The sequence below is a fragment of the Pseudomonas sp. B21-056 genome (assembly GCF_026016325.1).
Lineage (GTDB): Bacteria > Pseudomonadota > Gammaproteobacteria > Pseudomonadales > Pseudomonadaceae > Aquipseudomonas.
In genome coordinates this window covers 3,416,555-3,435,932 of the sequence record NZ_CP087203.1, presented here as the reverse complement: position 1 = coordinate 3,435,932, position 19,378 = coordinate 3,416,555, and the positions used below count along the sequence as shown (strand labels likewise).

Below are 19,378 nucleotides of genomic sequence, written 5' to 3'. Positions count from 1 at the left end.
CAGAGCGTGGGAACGATCAACCTAATCCTCCAACACCCGTTCAAGTGTCCGGGTCACCCCATGCTCGCGCAAGCTGTTGCAGCACCACTCGAATGCCGCCACGAACTCCGCCGAGCGGGGGATCGCCGTGCCGAAAATCTCCTCGACCTCCAGCATCCGCTGGGTCACCAGCGCATCGTCGGCCACCAGGGCCTGGCAGAATGCGGCGCGTGGGTCTGGAATCGCATAGCTCACGCCGTTCTCGTCCACACCCTTGAGGTACACGGCCCAGGCCGCGACCACCAGCGCTGCGCGCCGGGTATCGCCACCGTCGGCGATCAGGCGGTTGATGGTCGGCACGGTAAATTTCGGAAATTTCGACGAGCCGTCCGAGCATACCCGTTCCAACTGGTCGGCGATGGCCTGATTGGAAAAACGCTCCACGAGGGTGTTCTTGTAGTCGCCCAGATCGATGCCCGGCACGGGCGCCAGTTGCGGCGTCACGTCCAGGTCCATGTAGGCGCGCATGTAGCGCACGAACAGCGGATCGTTCATGGTTTCATGGACGAAGCGATAACCCTTGAGAAACCCCAGGTAGGTCAGGGCCAGGTGGCTGCCGTTGAGCAGCTTGATCTTCATTTCTTCGTAGGGCGAAACGTCATCGGTGAACTGCACGCCGACCTTTTCCCAGGCCGGACGCCCGTTGACGAATTTGTCTTCCAGCACCCATTGCACGAACGGCTCGCAGACCACCGGCCAGGCGTCGTCGATCCCGTGCTCGTCGTGCAGTTGCAGGCGATGGGCGACGCTGGTCATGGGGGTGATGCGGTCGACCATGGCGTTGGGAAAGCTCACGTTGTGGTCGATCCACTGTGCCAGTTCAGTGTCATGCAACGTGGCGAAGGCCAGCAGCGCCTTGCGGGTCACTGCGCCGTTGTGGGGCAGGTTATCGCAGGACATCAGGGTGAACGCCGGTGTCCCGGCGGCGCGGCGTTTGGCCAGGGCGCAGCAGAGGAAGCCGAACACGGTGGTCGGGGCGTCCGGGTGGGCCAGGTCGTGCTGGATCTGCGGCAGGTGAGCCATGAACTCGCCGTTGCTGTCGTCGATGCAGTAGCCGCCCTCGGTAATCGTCAGCGAAACGATGCGGATCTGCGGATCGGCCAGTTTGTCGATCAGTACCTGCGCGCCATCTTCGGCCAGCAACATGTCGTTGATGGCGCCAATCACGCGGACTTCGGTGTCGTCGTTGTCGCCCAGTTCGTACAGGGTGAACAGATAATCCTGGCCGGCCAGGTCATCCCGGGCGCGGCGGTCTTCGGCCCGCAATCCGACGCCGCAAATGGCCCAGTCCAGGTCGGCGCCGGTGTTCATCAGCGCATCGGTGTAGTACGCCTGGTGAGCCCGATGGAAGCCACCGACGCCGATGTGGGCGATGCCCTGGCGGATATCGCTCAGGGGATAGGCGGGTAAGGCGACTTCCGGCTTGAGGTTGTGCAGGTTTTGACGGTTGAGTTTCATCACGGGTCTCGGCAATCAGGCAGCGGCGCGCAGCGCGCGGGTAACCGCTACGCCATCGGCATCGAATAAATGGCAGTGTTGGGCGTCCAGGTGCAGGTTCAGTTGCTCGCCGAAACGGCTCGCCAGATCGCCGCGTACCCGCATGGTCAAGGCTTCACCAGACGAGGTGTTGACGTGACAGAAGGTATCGCTGCCCAGTCGCTCGCTGACATCGGCGGTCACTTGCAGCGTGCACTCGCCGGGTTGTGCCAGGTTCAGGTGCTCCGGACGGATGCCCAGGGTGACCGCGCTGCCGACGCTGAGGCTGGCGCCGTTTACCGGCAACTGGATACGCGTGCCCGCGTCCAGCTGGACTTCGCAGCCCTGGCTGTTGAGTGCGCTGACCTTGCCCTTGAGAAAGCCCATTTTCGGCGTCCCGAGGAACCCGGCGACAAACAGATTGGCCGGCTGGTGATACAACTCCAGCGGCGAGCCGACCTGCTCGATGCGCCCGCCGTTGAGCACCACCACCTTGTCGGCCAGGGTCATGGCTTCGACCTGGTCGTGGGTCACGTAGATCATCGTCGCCTGCAATTCCTTGTGCAGCCGCGCCAACTCCAGGCGCATCTGCACCCGCAAGGCAGCGTCGAGGTTGGACAGCGGTTCGTCGAACAGGAAGATTTTCGGGTTGCGCACAATGGCCCGGCCGATTGCCACCCGCTGGCGCTGGCCGCCGGACAACTGTTTGGGCTTGCGTTCGAGCATCGGCCCCAATTCAAGGATGCGTGCGGCTTCGTTGACCTTCTTCTCGACGTCGGCTTTGGGCACGCCGGCCAGGTCCAGGGCGAAGGACATGTTCTTGCGCACGCTCATATGCGGGTACAGGGCGTAGGTCTGGAACACCATCGCCAGGTCGCGCTTGGCCGGGCTGACTTCGGTGATGTCGCGCCCATCCAGCTCGATGGTGCCGTCGCTGACTTCTTCCAGGCCGGCGATCAGCCGCAGCAGGGTGGATTTGCCGCAGCCCGACGGCCCGACAAAGACCACGAACTCACGGTCGTTCACCTCGAGGTCGATGCCCTTGATGATGGAAAAGCCTTCGAAGCCTTTTTGCAGATTCTTGATTTTCAGGTTGGCCATGGTGATGGGCCTCCACGTCTGATTAGGGTGTAGGGCGCGTTACTTCACGGCGCCAAAGGACAAACCGCGCACCAGTTGCTTCTGGCTGATCCAGCCGAAGATCAGGATCGGCGCGCAGGCCAGGGTCGAGACGGCGGACAATTTGGCCCAGAACAATCCTTCGGGGCTGGAGTAGGAGGCGATCAGGGCCGTCAGCGGCGCGGCTTTGGACGAAGTGAGGTTCAGCGACCAGAACGCCTCGTTCCAGCACAGGATCAGCGACAGCAGCACGGTGGAGGCCAGGCCACCCTTGGCAATCGGCAGCAGTACGCGAACCATTTCCTGCCACAGGGTCGCACCGTCCAGGCGCGCGGCTTCGAGGATGTCCCGGGGAATGTCCTTGAAGTAGGTGTAAATCATCCAGACCACGATGGGCAGGTTGATCAGCGTGTAGATGATGATCAGCGCAATGCGTGTGTCCAGCAGGCCGAAGCTCTTGGCCAGCAGGTAGATCGGCATCAGCACGCCCACCGGTGGCAGCATCTTGGTGGAGAGCATCCACAGCAAGGTGCCCTTGGTGCGCTGGGTTTCATAGAACGCCATGGAGTAGGCCGCCGGTACCGCGATCAGCAGGCACAAGGCCGTGGCGCTGAAGGAAATCACCACCGAGTTCCAGGCGAAACTGAAGTAATTGCTGCGTTCGTTGATGTGCAGGTAGTTCTCCAGCGTCGGCGCGAAAATGAACTGCGGCGGCGTGGCGAATGCGTCGATTTCGGTCTTGAAGCTGGTCAGCACCATCCAGAAGATCGGAAAGAAGATCAGGATCGCGATGGCCCAGGCCAGCGTGCCCAGCAGCAGGCTTTGCAGCCGACGGGATTGTTGAAGTGTCATGGCGGCGGCCTCAGTTCTTGTCGGTCAGGTTTTTGCCGATCATCCGCACCAGGATGATGGCGGCGACGTTGGCAATCACCACGGCAATCAGGCCGCCGGCCGAAGCCATGCCGACGTCGAACTGCACCAGCGCCTGGTTGTAGATCAGGTAGGCGAGGTTGGTCGAGGCGTAGCCGGGGCCGCCGTTGGTGGTGGTGAAGATTTCGGCGAACACCGACAGCAGGAAAATGGTCTCGATCATCACCACGACCGCGATCGGCCGTGCCAGGTGGGGCAGGGTCAAATGCCAGAAAATCGCGACCGGGCCGGCGCCGTCCAGGCGGGCGGCTTCTTTCTGTTCCTGGTCGAGGGACTGCATGGCGGTCATCAGGATCAGGATGGCGAAGGGCAGCCACTGCCAACTGACAATGATGATGATCGACAGCAGCGGGTAGTGGGCCAGCCAGTCCACCGGCTGCGCGCCGAACAGTTTCCACACCGAAGCGAGGATCCCCGAGACCGGGTGGAAAATCAGGTTCTTCCAGATCAGTGCGCCCACGGTGGGCATGATGAAGAACGGCGAGATCAGCATGACCCGGACGATGCCGCGACCAAAGAACTCGCTGGCCTCGAGCAACGCACTGATGAGAACCCCGAACACGATACTGATCAACAGCACGCTGCCCACCAGCAACAAAGTATTGGTGGCGCCGGGCATGAAGCCCGAATCGGTGAGGAAGTAGGTGAAGTTCTCCAGCCCGACGAATTCGTTCTCACCGGGGTAGAGCAGGTTGTAGCGGATCATCGAGAAGTAGACGGTCATGCCCAGGGGCACGATCATCCACAGCAGCAACAAGGCTACCGATGGGCTGACCAGGAACCAGCCGGGGTTCGCCAGGCGGATCTTGCGCGTCGGTGCGGCCATTTCGAGCGGCGCTTTGGCGGTTGTCGTTGAAGTATTCATGGCATTGAACCGTTTTATGCAGGCCTATGAAGAACCCAAATGTGGGAGCAATTCCTTGTGGGAGCGAGCCTGCTCGCGATAGCGTCCTGACCGTCGACATCGAGGTGGCTGTCACACCGCCATCGCGAGCAGGCTCGCTCCCACACGGGATCTCCTACAGAAATGGAAGCGGCGCGGTTACTTGGGATACCCGGCACGCTTCATCTCGCGCTCGGTGGTGGACTGCGCGGCGGTCAACGCCTGGTCCACGCTCTGCTGGCCGGTCAGCGCGCCCGAGAAGAACTTGCCGACCTGGGTGCCGATGGCCTGGAATTCAGGAATGGTCACCAACTGGATGCCGATGTAAGGCACGGGCTTGAGGGTTGGCGCTTTCGGGTCAGCGACTTTCAGCGACTCCAGCGTGACCTTGGCGAACGGCGCGGCCTTCATGTAGTCGTCGCTGTAGGTCGAGGCGCGGGTGCCTGGCGGTACGTTGGCGATGCCATCGGTCTTGGCGACCAGTTGGCTGTATTCCTTGGACGTCGCCCAACTGGTAAAGACCTTGGCGGCATCCTTGGCCTTGGAACTGGTCGGGATCGCCAGTGACCAGGAGTACAGCCAGGAGGTGCCCTTATCGGTTTTTTCGTGGGGGGCGAAGGTGAAACCGACATGGTCGGACACCTTGCTCTGGGTCTTGTCGGTCACGAACGAGCCGGCGACGCTGGCATCGACCCAGATCGCGCATTTGCCGCTGTTGAACAGGGCCAGGTTCTCGTTGAAACCGTTGCTCGACGCACCTGGCGGGCCGGATTTCTTCATGTTGTCGACGTAGAAGGTCAGCGCGTCTTTCCACTCGGGACCATTGAATTGCGGCTGCCACTTCTCATCGAACCAGCGCGCCCCGTAGCCGTTGGCCAGGGTGGTGATCAGCGCCATGTTCTCGCCCCAACCGGCCTTGCCCCGCAGGCACAGGCCATATTGCTCCTTGGTCTTGTCGGTGAGTTTTTCCGCAAACTCACCGATCTGGGTCCAGGTCGGGTGTTCGGGCATGGTCAGCCCGGCGTCCTTGAACAGGTCGGTGCGGTAATAGGTGATCGAACTTTCGGCGTAGAACGGCAGGGCATACAGCGAACCCTTGACGGACAGACCGTCACGCACGGAAGGGAAGACGTCATCCAGGTCGTAGGAAGCGGGCAAGTCTTTCATCGGCTCCAGCCAGCCCTTGGCACCCCAGAGTGCAGCTTCGTACATGCCGATGGTCAGCACATCGAACTGTCCGCCCTGGGTGGCAATGTCGGTGGTCAGTCGTTGGCGCAGGACGTTTTCTTCGAGCACCACCCAGTTCAGCGTGATGTCCGGGTGCTGCGCCTCGAAGGTTTTCGAGAGCTTCTGCATGCGAATCATGTCGCTGTTGTTGACGGTAGCAATGGTGAGGGTCTGTGCGCCGAAACTGACGCTGCTGAGGGTCATGCAGGTGGAGACAAGCAGAGCTTTTACCGAAGGTTTCATCGCGCACTCCTTTTCCGTGCCGGAAGGCGGCGGAAGGACAGTTATTGTTTTTTGTCTTCCGGATGAAGGGAAGAATGTGCGCTGATTACAGCCTTCAATGGACGGCGTGACAAATCATCCGTCGCACTGGTGCTGATACTTTTTTGCACTGGGATGATTCGTTGATGAATGGATTTAGCAAAACATCGCCGCCCGCTGGGTCGCGCCTGTAGGAGCTGTCGAGTGCAACGAGGCTGCGATCTTGTCCCAGACCATTGAGTCGTGCGCGAAAGATCAAGATCAAAAGATCGCAGGCTTCGCCAGCTCCTACCCAACCCAGCGGGAGCAAGTGGTGCCGAAAAGCCTCAGCCCTGGTTCTGCTCGGTCAACCGCTGCACCGCCAGCCGCCGATAGTGGGAAGGGGTCATGCCCTTGAGTTGCTGGAAGCGTCGGTTGAAGTTCGAGATGTTGTTGAAGCCCGACTCGAAACAGACATCCGTGACCGGTTTGTCGCCGTCGGCCAGCAGTTCGCAGGATTTGCTGATGCGCAGTCGATTGACGAACTCGATGAAACAGCGCCCCGTGGCCTGCTTGAACACCCGGCTGAAATAGGTGGGTTTCATGCCCAGGTGATCGGCGACTTCTTCCAGGGGCAGCTCCCGGGCGTAGTGGGCAAAAATGTAGTCCACGGCGCGGTTGGTACGGTCAATGCTGTGTTCGTCGGTCATCTGCGAAGACGCGCCGCCGGAGAGCACCTGATAGTCATCTGTGGCGGCCAGCAACTCCATCAGAATGAAAAAATAGCCCAGGCGGCTCATGCCCTGGGAATCGGCGATGCGCTGCATGAGGATCATCGCCTGGCGGATGGTGCGCTTGCAGCGGAACTCGATGCCGTAGCGGGCGCGTTCGAGCAGTGGCGCGATGGTCTTGAGTTCGGCAAATACCTGGTGGCCGCTTTCGAACAACTCGTCGGTGAAATTCACCAGCATGTCGCGCTTGGGCACCACTTCGTCCTCGGCCACCTGGCTGATCCAGTTGTGGGGCAGGTTGGGGCCGGTGAGAAACAGGGTCTGCGGGTAGAAGTTGCCGATGTAATCGCCAATGAACACCTTGCCGGAACTGGCGACGATCAGGTGCAGCTCGTATTCCTTATGGAAATGCCAGCGCACCAACGGGCAAGGAAAGCCGTGCTGGCGATAGATGATGGACAGTCCGTTATGGTCATCCATCAACTCGTAGGAAGGGTCGGTGACTCTTGCTGTTCGGGTCATGGGCCTGCGCTTTTATTGTTATCGCCGCTGGATAATGCCCCCTTCGCCGAGCAGGTGCCACCCCGAATAGCCTGCCGATGGTCGCCCGGTGAAAAGCCATTAGTGATGCTGGCACCTACCCGGGGGCATTGTTGCGGTGCTTTTCTTCGATCCATTGGGACATGTATTGGGTGCTCTTGTGCTGGTGATGGCGCAACATGCTGCCGGTGAAATTGTCTCGACGTCGTTGCGCCAGGTTGGCACGGCACGCCTGGATACTTTCAATCAGCGCCGGGCCATGGACCTCTTTGCGGTAACGCTCCGCCAGGAGTTTCAGGCCGGCGTCCCGGGCCTGGTTCCAGCGGGTCGCGTCGCAGTACAACTGCACGGCAGCGCTGGCGATGTCTGCGGCGCTCTGGTTGACAGTTCCAGGCCACGGCATTTCCCCGTGCATGGCTTCGGCGCCGATGGGCGTGGTGACGCTTGGCGTGCCACAGAGCATGGCTTCGATCAGCTTGCCCTTGATGCCGGCACCGAAACGCAGCGGCGCCAGGCAGAGGCGGGCCGCCGACATCACCTGCAGGGCATCCTCGGCCCAGTTCATGATATGAAACCCCTGGGCCGGGTTATGCAACGCGGCGGCTTTTGGCGGGGTGTAGGCGCCGTACAGATGCAGTTGCGCGCCCGGCAGTTGCTGGCGGATCAGCGGCCAGATGGCGTTCTTCATCCAGAGCACGGCATCCCAGTTCGGCGCATGGCGGAAGTTGCCGATACTCAAGAAATGCGCCCGGTCTTCGAATGGCACCGATGGCGCGGCCGGCAGGTCCACCATCAACGGACACCAGAGCAGCAGGTCACGGGGTACCTTGAATTGTTCCACCAACAGCTCGATCTCAACTTCCGATACCATCAGGTTCAGGTCGCAGCGGTACAACGCGGCGATCTCGCGCTTCGCCATATCGGTGTCGGCCATCCGCTGGAATTCCTCGGACAGGTTTGGCGCGAAAAGATCGCTGAAATCCTGGGACGCACCGTCAGCCTTCAAGCGATCCTTGAGGCGTTGATGCCGGGCGTGGCGCAGGCTCTGCAAATCGGAGGTTTCCAGCACACGCAGGGCGCCGGGGCACTGCGCCTCGACCCGCCAACCGAATTGCTCTTCCATCATGAATTGGTCGAACAGGACGATATCCGGCGCCAGTTCGCCGACGAACGCATCGAAGCTGCTGTTGTTGAGTTCGATGGGCACTTCGCGGATGCCCAGCTCGATCAGGTCCGCACGGTTCTCGCCGGGCCTTGCCGGGCTGCTGAAGGTGATGTCCCAGCCTTGCCCGAGGAAGGCTTCCAGGATCTGCATGATGTGCCCACCCGCCGCCGATGAACGCGGCTCGGGCCAGACATAACCGATGACCAGGACCTTGAGGGCGGTGGGATGAGACATGAGCGGGCATTTCCTTGGGAGGGATCAGGCGCGGTCGGCGCGGGGGCGCCGATAGTGACCAAGAATCCGCCTGGGCTCAAGAAAGAATGCTTTTGACCTTGTCGCGCAGTTGATCGATGGAAAAAGGCTTGCCGATCACCGCCATGCTTTCCGGTACGTCGATGCTTTCGGCATAGCCGCTGGCGAACAGGACCGGCAACCCGGGCCGCACCAGGCGGGCTTGCCTGGCCAGCTCGCGGCCGTCCATCACCGGCAGGCCGATGTCCGTCATCATCAGGTCGATCGGTTGGTCCGGGTTGCGCAGGTAGTCCAGTGCCTGCTCACAACCGTCCGCCTCGAGCACCTGATATTCCAGTTCCTCCAGTACATCGACGATCAGCATGCGGACGATGTCGTCGTCTTCGACTACCAGAACGGTGGTGGCAGCGGCAGGAGCGGGGGTGGACATAGTCATTATTCTCAGGAAATAAAATCGGGAGGGGCGAAAAAAGGCCTCATGCATGAGTAAGTGGCGAGGCGACACAAGTTCCCGAGCCTGTACAAGAAAGGATCTATAGTACAAGAGCTGACAAGGATAGTCGCTTCCTTGCTACAGGGCAGACCGCCAGGGGAATCATGCCTTCGATCTTGTCAGAAGTGTGGATCCAACCCGTAACTTTCGGGCAGACTCCATGGTTTCCAACTGTTTGCCAAGGCCTTTTCCATGACTCCTTCGTCTTCGGTTGACGAGCAAAGTTTTCGCAAGCTCCTGAGTCGCAATATCAGCCTGCCGTTGGGCATGGGCGGCCTCAGCGCGGTGTTTTTCATTGTGCTGATCACCTATCTGCTGTCGGTGATCCAATGGGTCGAGCATAGCGATCGAGTGATCAATAATGCCAATGAAGCGCTGAAACTGAGCGTCGACCTGGAAACCGGCATGCGCGGTTATCTCCTGAACGGCGATGAGCACTACCTGGAACCTTATGAGGTGGCCAAGCCGCGGATTGCCGTCGCGCTTGAGACATTGCTGGAATTGACAGCCGATAACCCCGTCCAGACCGATCGCCTGCACAAGGTGCAGGCGCTCCAGGTGGAGTGGGCCAAATACGCTCAGAACATGATCGAGCTGCAACGCAGCAGCGGCGATTACCGGGGCGTGGTAAAGGCCGGGCGCGGTAAGCGCTTGACCGACGAAATCCGCGAGACCTTCGAAGACATCGTCAATACCGAGCAGCAACTGCGCACGGAGCGCAACGACAAGGTGCGCTCCACCACTCTCTGGAGCATTGCCCTGTATCTGCTGTTCGTTGCCGCGATCAGTGGGTTGCTGGCCTATGTCGGACGGCGGGATCTGTTGAGCCTGTCCAACAGTTACGGCGCCAGTCTCAGGACACAACAAGAGAGTGCCTCGCACCTGGAAAAACAGGCCTGGCTGCGTAGTGGCCAGACCCAGTTGGCCGAGCAGGTGCTGGGGCAACTGACCCTGAACCTGCTGGGGCGCAACACCCTGCAGTTCTGTGCCAAGTACCTCGGCGCCGCCGTCGCGGCGCTTTATGCGCGAGAGGAAAGCGGCGTGCTCAAGCGGGTCGCCACTTACGGTCTTTCCCGGGAGGATGACGAACAGCACCAGGTGATCGTTGCCGGCGAAGGCATCGCCGGCCAGGCCGTGCAGCAGGGACGTCTCATTCGGCTGGATCATGTGCCCGACGATTACCTGAAAGTCAGCTCCGGGCTGGGGCAAGGCTTGCCCAACAGCGTGGTGGTGGTGCCGACCAGCGACGATGACCGAATCAACGGTGTTATCGAATTGGGTTTTCTGCGGCCCTTGACCGAGCGCGATATCGAGCTGCTGGAGCTGATTGCCGGTAACGTCGGTACCTCCATCGAAGCCGCCCGTTACCGGCAGCGCTTGCAGGAAGTGCTGGCGGAAACCCAGCAGTTGAACGAAGAGCTGCAGGTCCAGCAGGAAGAGCTCAAGACCGCCAACGAAGAGCTGGAGGAACAGTCGCGCGTTCTCAAGGAGTCCCAGGTCCATCTTGAGGCCCAGCAACAGGAGCTGGAGCAGACCAACGAGCAACTGGCCGAACAACGCGATGCCATGGATCAGAAGAACAACGAACTGAACCTGGCCCAGCTGCAGTTGCAGGAACGCGCCGAAGAGTTGCAGCGTTCGAGCAAGTACAAGTCCGAGTTCCTCGCCAACATGTCCCACGAGCTGCGCACGCCGCTCAACAGTTCGCTGATCCTGTCCAAGCTGTTGGCGGAGAATCCGCAGAACAATCTCAGCGAGGAACAGGTCAAGTTTGCCGAATCGATCTACTCCGCCGGCAACGACCTGCTGAACCTGATCAACGACATCCTCGATATTTCCAAGGTCGAGGCCGGCAAACTGGAGGTTCGCCCGGAAAACACCGGTGTGTCGCGCCTGGTAGAAGGCTTGCGCGACATGTTCAAGCCCCTGGCGGCCGACAAGGGCCTGGGCTTCGATGTGCAGGTTCTTCCTGACGCACCGGCGATGCTGTACACCGACCGCCAGCGCCTGGAACAGGTGCTCAAGAACCTGCTGTCCAACGCGGTGAAGTTTACCGAGCAAGGCACCGTGAGCCTGTCCGTGGCTGGCCAGCCTGGTTCAGGCGTTGCCTTCATGGTGCGGGATTCGGGCATCGGCATTTCCCCTGAACAACAGCAGAGCATCTTCGAGGCATTCCGCCAGGCCGACGGTACCACCAATCGCCGTTACGGCGGCACCGGCCTGGGGCTGTCGATCTCGCGGGACCTGGCGACCTTGCTGGGCGGCTCGATCTCGGTTTCCAGCGCGCCGGGGCAGGGCAGTGTGTTCACGCTGGTGTTGCCTGAGCGTTATGTCGAGCCGGGGGATACCCCGGTGGAGCCGCGGACATTTACGCCAACGGCCGCTGTGCCGGCGCCCGTGACCCATGCGCCGGTCCCCGCACCGGTACCGCTGGTTGCCCAGGTGGAACCGTCCATTGCCCGCTTCGCCGACGATCGGGATAAGGCGCCGTTCGATGCCCGTTGCATCCTGGTGATCGAAGACGAGCCCAAGTTTGCCCGGATCCTTTTCGACCTTGCCCATGAACTGGGTTACCTGTGCCTGGTGGCCCACGGTGCCGACGAAGGCTTTGACCTTGCCTCGCAACTGAGCCCCGATGCGATCCTGCTGGACATGCGCCTGCCCGATCATTCCGGGCTGACAGTGTTGCAGCGGCTCAAGGAGCAGGCCGAGACCCGGCATATCCCGGTGCATGTGATTTCCGTCGAAGATCGCGTCGAAGCCGCCATGCACATGGGTGCCATCGGCTATGCGGTCAAGCCGACCACCCGTGAAGAGCTCAAGGACGTGTTCGCCCGTCTGGAAGCCAAGCTGACCCAGAAGGTCAAACGGGTGTTGCTGGTGGAAGACGATGACTTGCAGCGTGACAGCATTACCCGCCTGATCGGTGACGAGGACATCGAGATCACCGCCGTTGGTCTGGCCCAGCAGGCCCTGGATCTGCTGCGCAGCAACGTCTACGACTGCATGATCATCGACCTGAAGTTGCCGGACATGCTGGGCAATGACTTGCTCAAGCGCATGTCCACCGAAGAGATCTGCTCGTTCCCGCCGGTGATTGTCTACACCGGGCGCAACCTGACCCGCGATGAGGAGGCCGACCTGCGCAAGTATTCGCGCTCGATCATCATCAAGGGCGCCCGCTCGCCAGAACGCCTGCTGGACGAAGTCACACTCTTTTTGCACAAAGTCGAATCGCGGTTGTCCCATGAACGGCAGCGGATGCTCAAGACAGCCCGCAGCCGGGACAAGGTGTTCGAAGGGCGCAAAGTGCTGCTGGTGGATGATGATGTGCGCAACATCTTTGCACTGACCAGCGCCCTGGAGGCAAAAGGGGCGGTCGTGATCATCGGCCGTAACGGCTACGAAGCGATCGAACGCCTGAGTGAAGTGGAAGACATCGACCTGGTGCTGATGGACGTGATGATGCCGGAAATGGACGGTTTCGAAGCCACCGCACGCATCCGCAAGGACCCGCGCTGGCGCAAGCTGCCCATCATCGCCGTGACGGCCAAGGCCATGAAGGATGATCAGGAGCGCTGCATTGCGGCCGGTTCCAACGACTACCTGGCCAAACCGATCGACCTGGATCGCCTGTTTTCGCTGATTCGCGTGTGGTTGCCGAATATGGAAAGAATTTAGTGGAAAGAGACACCGACATTGAACTGCGTCTGTTGATCGACGCGATCTACCTCAAGTACAGCTACGATTTCAGGGATTACTCCGGTGCGTCCATCAAGCGCCGGGTCCATCATGCGCTGAGCCAGTTCGAATGCCGGACCATCTCGGCGCTCCAGGAGCGTGTACTGCACGACCCCGGCATGTTCATGCAGTTATTGCAGCTGCTGACGATCCCTGTCAGCGAAATGTTCCGCGACCCCTCGCACTTCCTGGCGATTCGTCAGGAAGTGGTGCCGCTGCTCAAGACCTATCCTTCGATCAAGATCTGGATCGCCGGGTGCAGCACCGGAGAGGAGGTCTATTCCATGGCGATCCTGCTGCGCGAAGAGGGGCTGTTGGACCGTACGCTCATCTACGCCACCGACATCAACCCCAGGTCGTTGGAGAAGGCCAAGCAGGGCATTTTTGCCCTGGACAACGTGCGAGCCTATACCCGGAACTACCAGCAGGCCGGCGGGCGGCGATCCTTTGCCGATTACTACACTGCCGCCTACGATTACGCGATGTTCGACAAGACCCTGCGCGAGAATGTGACTTTTGCCGACCACAGCCTGGCGACTGACAGCGTTTTTTCAGAAACTCAATTAATTTCATGCCGTAACGTATTAATCTACTTCAATAAAAAATTGCAAGATCGTGCGTTCGGGCTGTTTCATGAGTCCCTTTGTCACCGCGGTTTCCTGGTGTTGGGCAGCAAGGAAACGCTGGATTTCTCGAATTACGGCAAGCAATTCGAGCCGTTGGTCAAACAGGAACGGATCTATCGCAAGCTATGAACCAGACGACGGAAGGATCCTGGTCCCGGATCGAAGCCATTGCCGTTGGCGCCTCCGCCGGCGGTGTCGACGCGCTGCTCAGGGTGTTCGGGCAACTGCGCAAGGGCTTCAGCTTGCCTATCCTGGTGGTGCTGCACTTGCCCAACGAGCGCCACAGCCAATTGGCCCAGGTCCTTGACCGTCGTCTGGCGGTGCCGGTGGAAGAGGCGCAGGACAAGCAGGACATCAAGCCCGGTACCTTGTATGTCGCTGCACCTGGCTACCACTTGTCGGTCGAGGCCGATTGCAGCCTGTCGTTGAGCCTGGAGGAACCGGTGCGTCACTCCCGGCCGTCCATCGATGTGTTGTTCGAATCGGCTGCCGATGCCTACGGCCCGAACCTGCTGGCGGTGTTGCTGACCGGGGCCAGTGACGATGGCGCCCGGGGCCTGGCCAGGGTCAAGGAACTGGGCGGGATCACCGTCGTCCAAGACCCCGCCGAAGCCCAGGTCTCGACCATGCCCGAAGCAGCACTGGCGCTGCACGAGCCCGACCATATCCTCACTTTGCAAGACATCGGCCAATTGTTGGCCGGGCTGGAATGAACCACATGCCAAGAGATATTCAAGCCAAACTGCTGATCGTCGATGATCTGCCGGAGAATCTGTTGGCGCTGGAAGCCCTGATCAAGGGTGACGACCGCAAGGTCTACAAGGCTCAGTCGGCTGACCAGGCGTTGTCGCTGCTGCTGCAACATGACTTTGCCCTTGCCATCATCGATGTACAGATGCCGGACATGAACGGCTTCGAACTGGCCGAGCTGATGCGAGGCACGGAGAAGACCCGCAGCATCCCGATCATTTTTGTCAGCGCCGCCGGCCGGGAGCGCAACTATGCCTTTACCGGCTATGAAAACGGTGCGGTGGACTTTCTGCACAAGCCGTTGGACACCCATGCGGTCAAGAGCAAGGTCAGTGTGTTTGTGGAGCTCCATCGCCAGAAGAGGGCGGTGAAGGAACAGGTCGTCGCCCTGGAGCAGAGTCGTCGGGAACAGGAAGTGCTGCTGCAGGAGTTGCAGGCCACCCGCAACGAACTCGAGCAGGCGGTGCGTATGCGTGACGACTTCATGTCGATCGTCGCCCATGAGGTGCGTACCCCTCTCAACGGCCTGATCCTCGAGACTCAGCTGCGCAAGATGCACCTGGCCCGGGACAACGCCGCGGCGTTCAGCCTGGATAAGGTGAAGGCGATGGTCGAGCGCGACGAGCGGCAGATCAAGAGCCTGATCCGGCTGATCGAGGACATGCTGGACGTGTCACGCATTCGTACCGGCAAGTTGTCCATCCGGCCGACCCGTTTCAACCTCGCAACCTTGGTGGCCAACCTGTTGCGTAATTTACAGCCGCAGATCCTGGCCGCCGAATGCGCCTTGAACTACACCGCCGAGCCTTCGGTGGAAGGGTTGTGGGATGAGTTTCGGATCGAGCAGGTGGTGACGAACCTGCTGACCAACGCGTTGCGCTATGGCGGCAAGAGCCCGATCGATGTGCGCGTCTACCAGACACCCGAGCATGCCTGTGTTGAAGTCCAGGACCGCGGCATCGGTATCAGCGACGAGAACCAGAAACGCATCTTCCAGCAGTTCGAGCGGGTGACCTCCAAGGCGGTGACCTCCGGGCTGGGGTTGGGCCTGTTCATTTCCGAGCAGATCGTGGCCGCCCATGGGGGGACCATCACGGTCAGCAGTCGTATCAACGAGGGCGCGTTGTTTCGCGTCTGCTTGCCTTTGCAGGTCACCGCCCTTCCAAAAAACGTCGCATTGACGCAACCTCTGAATGACTCTACGGTCGTATCAGCAGCTATTGATCGAACGAAGGCTTCCCATGAGTGAAGATGCGCAAGATGTTGTATTGGTCGTCGAGGATGACCCGTCGATCATGATGGTGTTGTCCGCCTACCTGTCAGGGGCGGGGTATCGGGTGCTGCAGGCCGAGAACGGCGCAAAGGCTTTCGAGATCCTGGCAAGCAAGCCCCACCTGGACATGATCATCACCGACTTCCGCCTGCAGGGGGGTATTTCCGGGGTGCAGATCGCCGAACCCGCGGTCAAGCTGCGTCCTGAGCTGAAAGTGATCTTCATCAGCGGTTACGCCCAGGAAGTGCGCGACACCGACAGCCCCATCACCCGCCGGGCACCGATCCTGGACAAACCCTTCGACCTGGACGAATTGCAGAGCATCATGCGCACGATGTTGTCCTGAAGCCCTGCATCCAGCACAGATCCCTGTGGGAGCCTGCTCGCGATAGCGGTGGGTCAGCTTGCATCCATGCTGAATGTACAACCGCTATCGCGAGCAGGCTCGCTCCCACATTTGTTCCTGGGTGAATGCAGAATCTGCATACGCCACACAACCCTGTGGGAGCGAGCCTGCTCGCGAAGGCGGTGGATCAGCTTGCATCTATGTCGAATGTAAAACCGCTATCGCGAGCAGGCTCCCACAGGGGTGTGTCTCAGGTCCCGATCATCTCCCGGACCTTGGCCGTCAACAGGTCAAACGTGAACGGTTTGGTGATCATCTGCATGCCCGGGTCGAGGAATCCGCCGCGTACCGCAGCATGTTCGGCGTAGCCGGTGATGAACAGCACCCGCAGGTCCGGGCGGATCTGTCGGCCGATTTCCGCCAGTTGCCGGCCGTTCATGCCCGGCAGGCCCACGTCGCTGATCAACAGATCGATACGCCGGCCTGACTGCAGAATCGGTACCGCGCCATTGGCGTCGGCGGCTTCGAGGAAGGCATAGCCCAGCTCACCGAGCACCGAGCTGACCAGCACCCGCACCGCCGGATCATCCTCGACGATGAGCACGGTCTCGCCAGCCAATGCGTGGGATGCATGTTGTGTGTCGACCAAGGGCTCGGGCACTTCTTCGCCGAGGAAGCGCGGCAGATAAAGACTGACCGTGGTGCCTTTACCGACGTTGCTGTCGATGGTCACGTGGCCGCGCGATTGCTTGCTGAAGCCATAGATCATCGACAGGCCCAGCCCGGTGCCCTGGCCGATCGGTTTGGTGGTGAAGAACGGGTCGAAGGCTCGGTTGATGACCGCTTCGGGCATCCCGCACCCACTGTCCTGCACGCTCAGCACGACATAATCGCCGGGCTCCAGGTTGCTGTAGGCATCGGTGAAGCCGGCGTCTAGGTGCTTGTTGCGCGTCTGCACCACCAGCGTTCCGCCGTCCGGCATCGCATCCCGGGCGTTGAGCACGAGGTTGAGCAGGGCACTTTCCAGTTGGTTCGGGTCGGCCTCGGCGATCCATAGTTGATCGTCCAGTTGCATGTCCAGGCGAATGCTTTCATTGAGGCTACGCTGCAACAGCTCGCCCATGGACAGCACCAGGGTGTTCATCTGCACGGCCTTGGAATCCAGCGATTGTCGCCGGGAGAAGGCGAGCAATCGATGGGTCAGGCCGGCGGCGCGGTTGGCCGAGGTCACGCCCAGGTCGATCAGGCTGTCCAAGTCTTCGGTCCGGCCCCGAGCCAGGCGCCTGCGCAACAGTTCGAGGCTGCCAATGATCCCGGTGAGCATGTTGTTGAAGTCGTGGGCGATGCCGCCGGTGAGCTGGCCAACCGCTTCCATCTTTTGCGACTGGCGCAAGGCTTCTTCGTTGTGGCGCAACTGAGCGGTACGTTCCTGGACCTGCTGTTCGAGGGTTTCCAGGGTGTTTTGCAGCCGCAGCTCACTGTTGCTGAGGTCGATCAGGCGGTCACGGGCTTCATACTGCCTTCGGCGTCCGCGCAGGGCGGTGGTTACCAGGCTGATCAGGGTCACCGGGTGGAAAGGGCGCTCCAGGAAGGTCACGTTGCCCAGCTGTGTGCCGAGCCGTGCTGTCGGGTTTCGCTCCGGACCGCCATGGTGGGTCAACAGGACGATGGGCAGGTCCGACCAGGCCGGTTGCTGGTCAATCTGGTTGAACAGGGCTTCCAGGCCGGGTCCCAGCAGGGCTTCGGAGGACACCAGCAGCAAGCCGGCGCCAAGCTCCAGCTCTTCGCACAAGTGCCCTAGGTGCCGACAGATGAGGCCCGGGAAGCCGGCTTCGTTGAGGATCATCAGGGCGACCTGGCTGTCCCGCCCCAACGGTGCGAGGATCAGTGCCCGCTCGGACAGGGGCTCAGCCAGGGTCACCGAGCTTCATCCTTGAGCAGCGGATTGCCTTCGCCGAGATAGGTGGGTACTCCACGCAACACGCCCTGGAACGCTTCCAGCGGTTCACCGACAGTCATGCCCTGGCTGCCGATGCGGTATTCGCGGATGGTGGACTCGTGACTGCCGGTGCGCTTCTTGATGATGGAGATCGCCCGGCGGACCTTGCCCAGTGCCTCGAAGTAACGCAACAGAATGACCGTGTCGGCCAGGTAGGTGATGTCCACCGGCGCCTGCATGTCACCCACCAGGCCATGTTGCGCGACGGTCATGAAGGTCGACGCGCCCCGGCGGTTGAGGTAGAGCAACAGCTCGTGCATGTGCAAGACCAGGGCGTTTTCTTCCGGCATGGCGGCCTGGTAGCCATTGATGCTGTCAATCACGACGGTCTTGATATCGCCGTCATCGACGCAACGACGGACCCGGTGCGAGAACTCACCGGGGGACAGTTCGGCCGCATCCACTTGTTCGATCGACAGGTTGCCGGATTCCCTCAGCGACTCCAGGTCGATGCCCATGTTCTTCATGCGATCGAATAGCAAGCTCAGTTCTTCATCGAAAATGAACAGGGCGGCTTTTTCGCCACGCTGCACGGCAGCGACGGCGAAGAGCATCGAGATCAACGATTTACCGGTGCCGGCCGGCCCCAGAATCAAGGTGCTGGAGCCACTTTCGATGCCGCCGCCCAGCAGGGCATCCACACCCTCCAGGCCGCTGGACAGCTGTTCGCGCTGATAGCCGCCGCGGTGTTCGGCCGCCACCAGGCGCGGGAAGACATGCACGCCGTCGGCCAGGATGGTGAAATCATGGAAGCCGCCGCGGTACTTCTGGCCGCGATATTTGATGACCCGGACCCTTCGTCGTTCGGCGCCGTAGTTAGGGGTCAGTTCTTCCAGGCGGATCACGCCATGGGCCACGCTGTGCACGGTCTTGTCCAGGGACTCGGTGGTCAGGTCGTCCAGCAGCAGGACCGTGGCGTCATAACGCACGAAATAATGCTTGATCGCGAGGATCTGGCGGCGATAACGCAAGGAACTCTGCGCCAGCAGGCGGATCTCCGACAGGCTGTCGAGGACCACCCGGGTCGGCTTGACCCGCTCGACCACCTCGAAGATCTGCCGGGTCGCTTCCCCCAGTTCCAGGTCCGAGGAGTACAGCAGGCTTTGCTGATGTTCTGCATCGAGCAGGCTTTCCGGCGGGCTCAATTCATAGATATGGATGTTGTCGTCCAGCGTCCAACCGTGGGACGCCGCGCCTTGGCGCAGTTCGCGTTCGGTTTCCGACAGGGTGATGTACAGCGAGCGTTCACCGGCTCGGGCACCGGCCAGCATGAATTGCAACGCGACCGTGGTCTTGCCGGTCCCGGGTTCCCCTTCCAGCAGGAACACATGGCCGCGGGACAGGCCGCCGGAGAGGATATCGTCCAGTCCTTCGATACCGGTGGCGGCTTTGGCGTCGATCAACTCGTTAGATGTAGGCAAGAATAGCTCCCTCATGGCTAGGGAAGTAGATAGCAGGTTGAAGTGTCTGAATACTTGACCTTTGGCGGTGATGGCGGTTCCGCTTCCTGCTACAAAACCTGTGAAGTTGTACAACTCTGTAGGCACT

Annotated in this window: 15 protein-coding genes; 5 read left to right on the top strand and 10 right to left on the bottom strand. The window is 60.7% G+C overall.

What is annotated here, in order from left to right:
- Window positions 1-21: 21 nt before the first annotated feature.
- The 8 genes from LOY67_RS14470 to LOY67_RS14435 form a co-directional block, all read right to left on the bottom strand.
- Window positions 22-1,497 carry a mannitol dehydrogenase family protein gene (locus LOY67_RS14470; RefSeq protein ID WP_265063134.1) on the bottom strand — a complete coding sequence of 492 codons (1,476 nt, stop codon included), beginning with the start codon at window positions 1,495-1,497 and terminating at the stop codon, window positions 22-24.
- Between the two features lie 15 nt (window positions 1,498-1,512).
- Window positions 1,513-2,616, bottom strand: a complete 1,104-nt coding sequence (locus LOY67_RS14465; RefSeq protein WP_265063133.1) for an ABC transporter ATP-binding protein — start codon at window positions 2,614-2,616, stop codon at window positions 1,513-1,515.
- Between the two features lie 39 nt (window positions 2,617-2,655).
- The gene (locus LOY67_RS14460; RefSeq protein WP_265063132.1) at window positions 2,656-3,486 is read right to left on the bottom strand and encodes a carbohydrate ABC transporter permease; all 831 of its coding nucleotides are present in this window, start codon (window positions 3,484-3,486) and stop codon (window positions 2,656-2,658) included.
- A gap of 10 nt (window positions 3,487-3,496) precedes the next feature.
- Complete coding sequence (locus tag LOY67_RS14455) at window positions 3,497-4,429, bottom strand: carbohydrate ABC transporter permease (RefSeq protein WP_413776129.1); 933 nt, start codon at window positions 4,427-4,429, stop codon at window positions 3,497-3,499.
- 177 nt (window positions 4,430-4,606) lie between these two features.
- Complete coding sequence (locus LOY67_RS14450; protein ID WP_265063131.1) at window positions 4,607-5,917, bottom strand: ABC transporter substrate-binding protein; 1,311 nt, start codon at window positions 5,915-5,917, stop codon at window positions 4,607-4,609.
- Between the two features lie 344 nt (window positions 5,918-6,261).
- A complete protein-coding gene (locus tag LOY67_RS14445) occupies window positions 6,262-7,167 on the bottom strand; it encodes an AraC family transcriptional regulator (RefSeq protein WP_265063130.1) in 906 nt (301 codons plus the stop codon).
- Between the two features lie 115 nt (window positions 7,168-7,282).
- The gene (locus LOY67_RS14440) at window positions 7,283-8,584 is read right to left on the bottom strand and encodes a glycosyltransferase (protein WP_265063129.1); all 1,302 of its coding nucleotides are present in this window, start codon (window positions 8,582-8,584) and stop codon (window positions 7,283-7,285) included.
- A gap of 76 nt (window positions 8,585-8,660) precedes the next feature.
- Window positions 8,661-9,032 (bottom strand): response regulator, encoded by a 372-nt coding sequence (locus LOY67_RS14435; RefSeq protein ID WP_265063128.1) that lies wholly within the window; start codon window positions 9,030-9,032, stop codon window positions 8,661-8,663.
- A 255-nt stretch (window positions 9,033-9,287) separates the two neighbouring features.
- On the opposite strand from LOY67_RS14435, the gene LOY67_RS14430 reads away from it, so the two are divergent.
- Genes LOY67_RS14430 through LOY67_RS14410 form a run of 5 tightly spaced genes read left to right on the top strand, consistent with a single transcriptional unit; the run spans window position 9,288 to window position 15,831 of the window.
- Entirely contained in the window at window positions 9,288-12,776 is a 3,489-nt protein-coding gene (locus tag LOY67_RS14430; RefSeq protein WP_265063127.1) for a response regulator, read from the top strand.
- Complete coding sequence (locus tag LOY67_RS14425) at window positions 12,776-13,591, top strand: CheR family methyltransferase (RefSeq protein ID WP_265067767.1); 816 nt, start codon at window positions 12,776-12,778, stop codon at window positions 13,589-13,591. Before LOY67_RS14430 ends, LOY67_RS14425 begins: the two co-directional genes overlap by 1 nt.
- Complete coding sequence (locus LOY67_RS14420) at window positions 13,588-14,175, top strand: chemotaxis protein CheB (RefSeq protein WP_265063126.1); 588 nt, start codon at window positions 13,588-13,590, stop codon at window positions 14,173-14,175. Before LOY67_RS14425 ends, LOY67_RS14420 begins: the two co-directional genes overlap by 4 nt.
- A gap of 5 nt (window positions 14,176-14,180) precedes the next feature.
- Window positions 14,181-15,461 carry a hybrid sensor histidine kinase/response regulator gene (locus LOY67_RS14415; RefSeq protein ID WP_265063125.1) on the top strand — a complete coding sequence of 427 codons (1,281 nt, stop codon included), beginning with the start codon at window positions 14,181-14,183 and terminating at the stop codon, window positions 15,459-15,461.
- Window positions 15,454-15,831, top strand: coding sequence for a response regulator (locus LOY67_RS14410; RefSeq protein ID WP_265063124.1), 378 nt, complete (start codon window positions 15,454-15,456; stop codon window positions 15,829-15,831). The genes LOY67_RS14415 and LOY67_RS14410 overlap by 8 nt, the downstream gene beginning before the upstream one ends.
- Before the next feature lie 250 nt (window positions 15,832-16,081).
- On the opposite strand, the gene LOY67_RS14405 is transcribed toward LOY67_RS14410, so the two are convergent.
- On the bottom strand, window positions 16,082-17,752 hold the full coding sequence (locus tag LOY67_RS14405; protein ID WP_265063123.1) for an ATP-binding protein: 1,671 nt from the start codon (window positions 17,750-17,752) through the stop codon (window positions 16,082-16,084).
- Window positions 17,749-19,251 carry an ATPase domain-containing protein gene (locus LOY67_RS14400; RefSeq protein WP_265063122.1) on the bottom strand — a complete coding sequence of 501 codons (1,503 nt, stop codon included), beginning with the start codon at window positions 19,249-19,251 and terminating at the stop codon, window positions 17,749-17,751. Before LOY67_RS14400 ends, LOY67_RS14405 begins: the two co-directional genes overlap by 4 nt.
- Window positions 19,252-19,378: the final 127 nt, after the last annotated feature.

What these genes read in the sequence shown, in the direction of transcription:
- LOY67_RS14470 (WP_265063134.1), bottom strand. Translation starts at nt 1,497, where the DNA reads ATGAAACTCAACCGTCAAAACCTGCACAACCTCAAGCCGGAAGTCGCC.
- LOY67_RS14465 (WP_265063133.1), bottom strand. Translation starts at nt 2,616, where the DNA reads ATGGCCAACCTGAAAATCAAGAATCTGCAAAAAGGCTTCGAAGGCTTT.
- LOY67_RS14460 (WP_265063132.1), bottom strand. Translation starts at nt 3,486, where the DNA reads ATGACACTTCAACAATCCCGTCGGCTGCAAAGCCTGCTGCTGGGCACG.
- LOY67_RS14455 (WP_413776129.1), bottom strand. Translation starts at nt 4,429, where the DNA reads ATGAATACTTCAACGACAACCGCCAAAGCGCCGCTCGAAATGGCCGCA.
- LOY67_RS14450 (WP_265063131.1), bottom strand. Translation starts at nt 5,917, where the DNA reads ATGAAACCTTCGGTAAAAGCTCTGCTTGTCTCCACCTGCATGACCCTC.
- LOY67_RS14445 (WP_265063130.1), bottom strand. Translation starts at nt 7,167, where the DNA reads ATGACCCGAACAGCAAGAGTCACCGACCCTTCCTACGAGTTGATGGAT.
- LOY67_RS14440 (WP_265063129.1), bottom strand. Translation starts at nt 8,584, where the DNA reads ATGTCTCATCCCACCGCCCTCAAGGTCCTGGTCATCGGTTATGTCTGG.
- LOY67_RS14435 (WP_265063128.1), bottom strand. Translation starts at nt 9,032, where the DNA reads ATGTCCACCCCCGCTCCTGCCGCTGCCACCACCGTTCTGGTAGTCGAA.
- LOY67_RS14430 (WP_265063127.1), top strand. Translation starts at nt 9,288, where the DNA reads ATGACTCCTTCGTCTTCGGTTGACGAGCAAAGTTTTCGCAAGCTCCTG.
- LOY67_RS14420 (WP_265063126.1), top strand. Translation starts at nt 13,588, where the DNA reads ATGAACCAGACGACGGAAGGATCCTGGTCCCGGATCGAAGCCATTGCC.
- LOY67_RS14415 (WP_265063125.1), top strand. Translation starts at nt 14,181, where the DNA reads ATGCCAAGAGATATTCAAGCCAAACTGCTGATCGTCGATGATCTGCCG.
- LOY67_RS14410 (WP_265063124.1), top strand. Translation starts at nt 15,454, where the DNA reads ATGAGTGAAGATGCGCAAGATGTTGTATTGGTCGTCGAGGATGACCCG.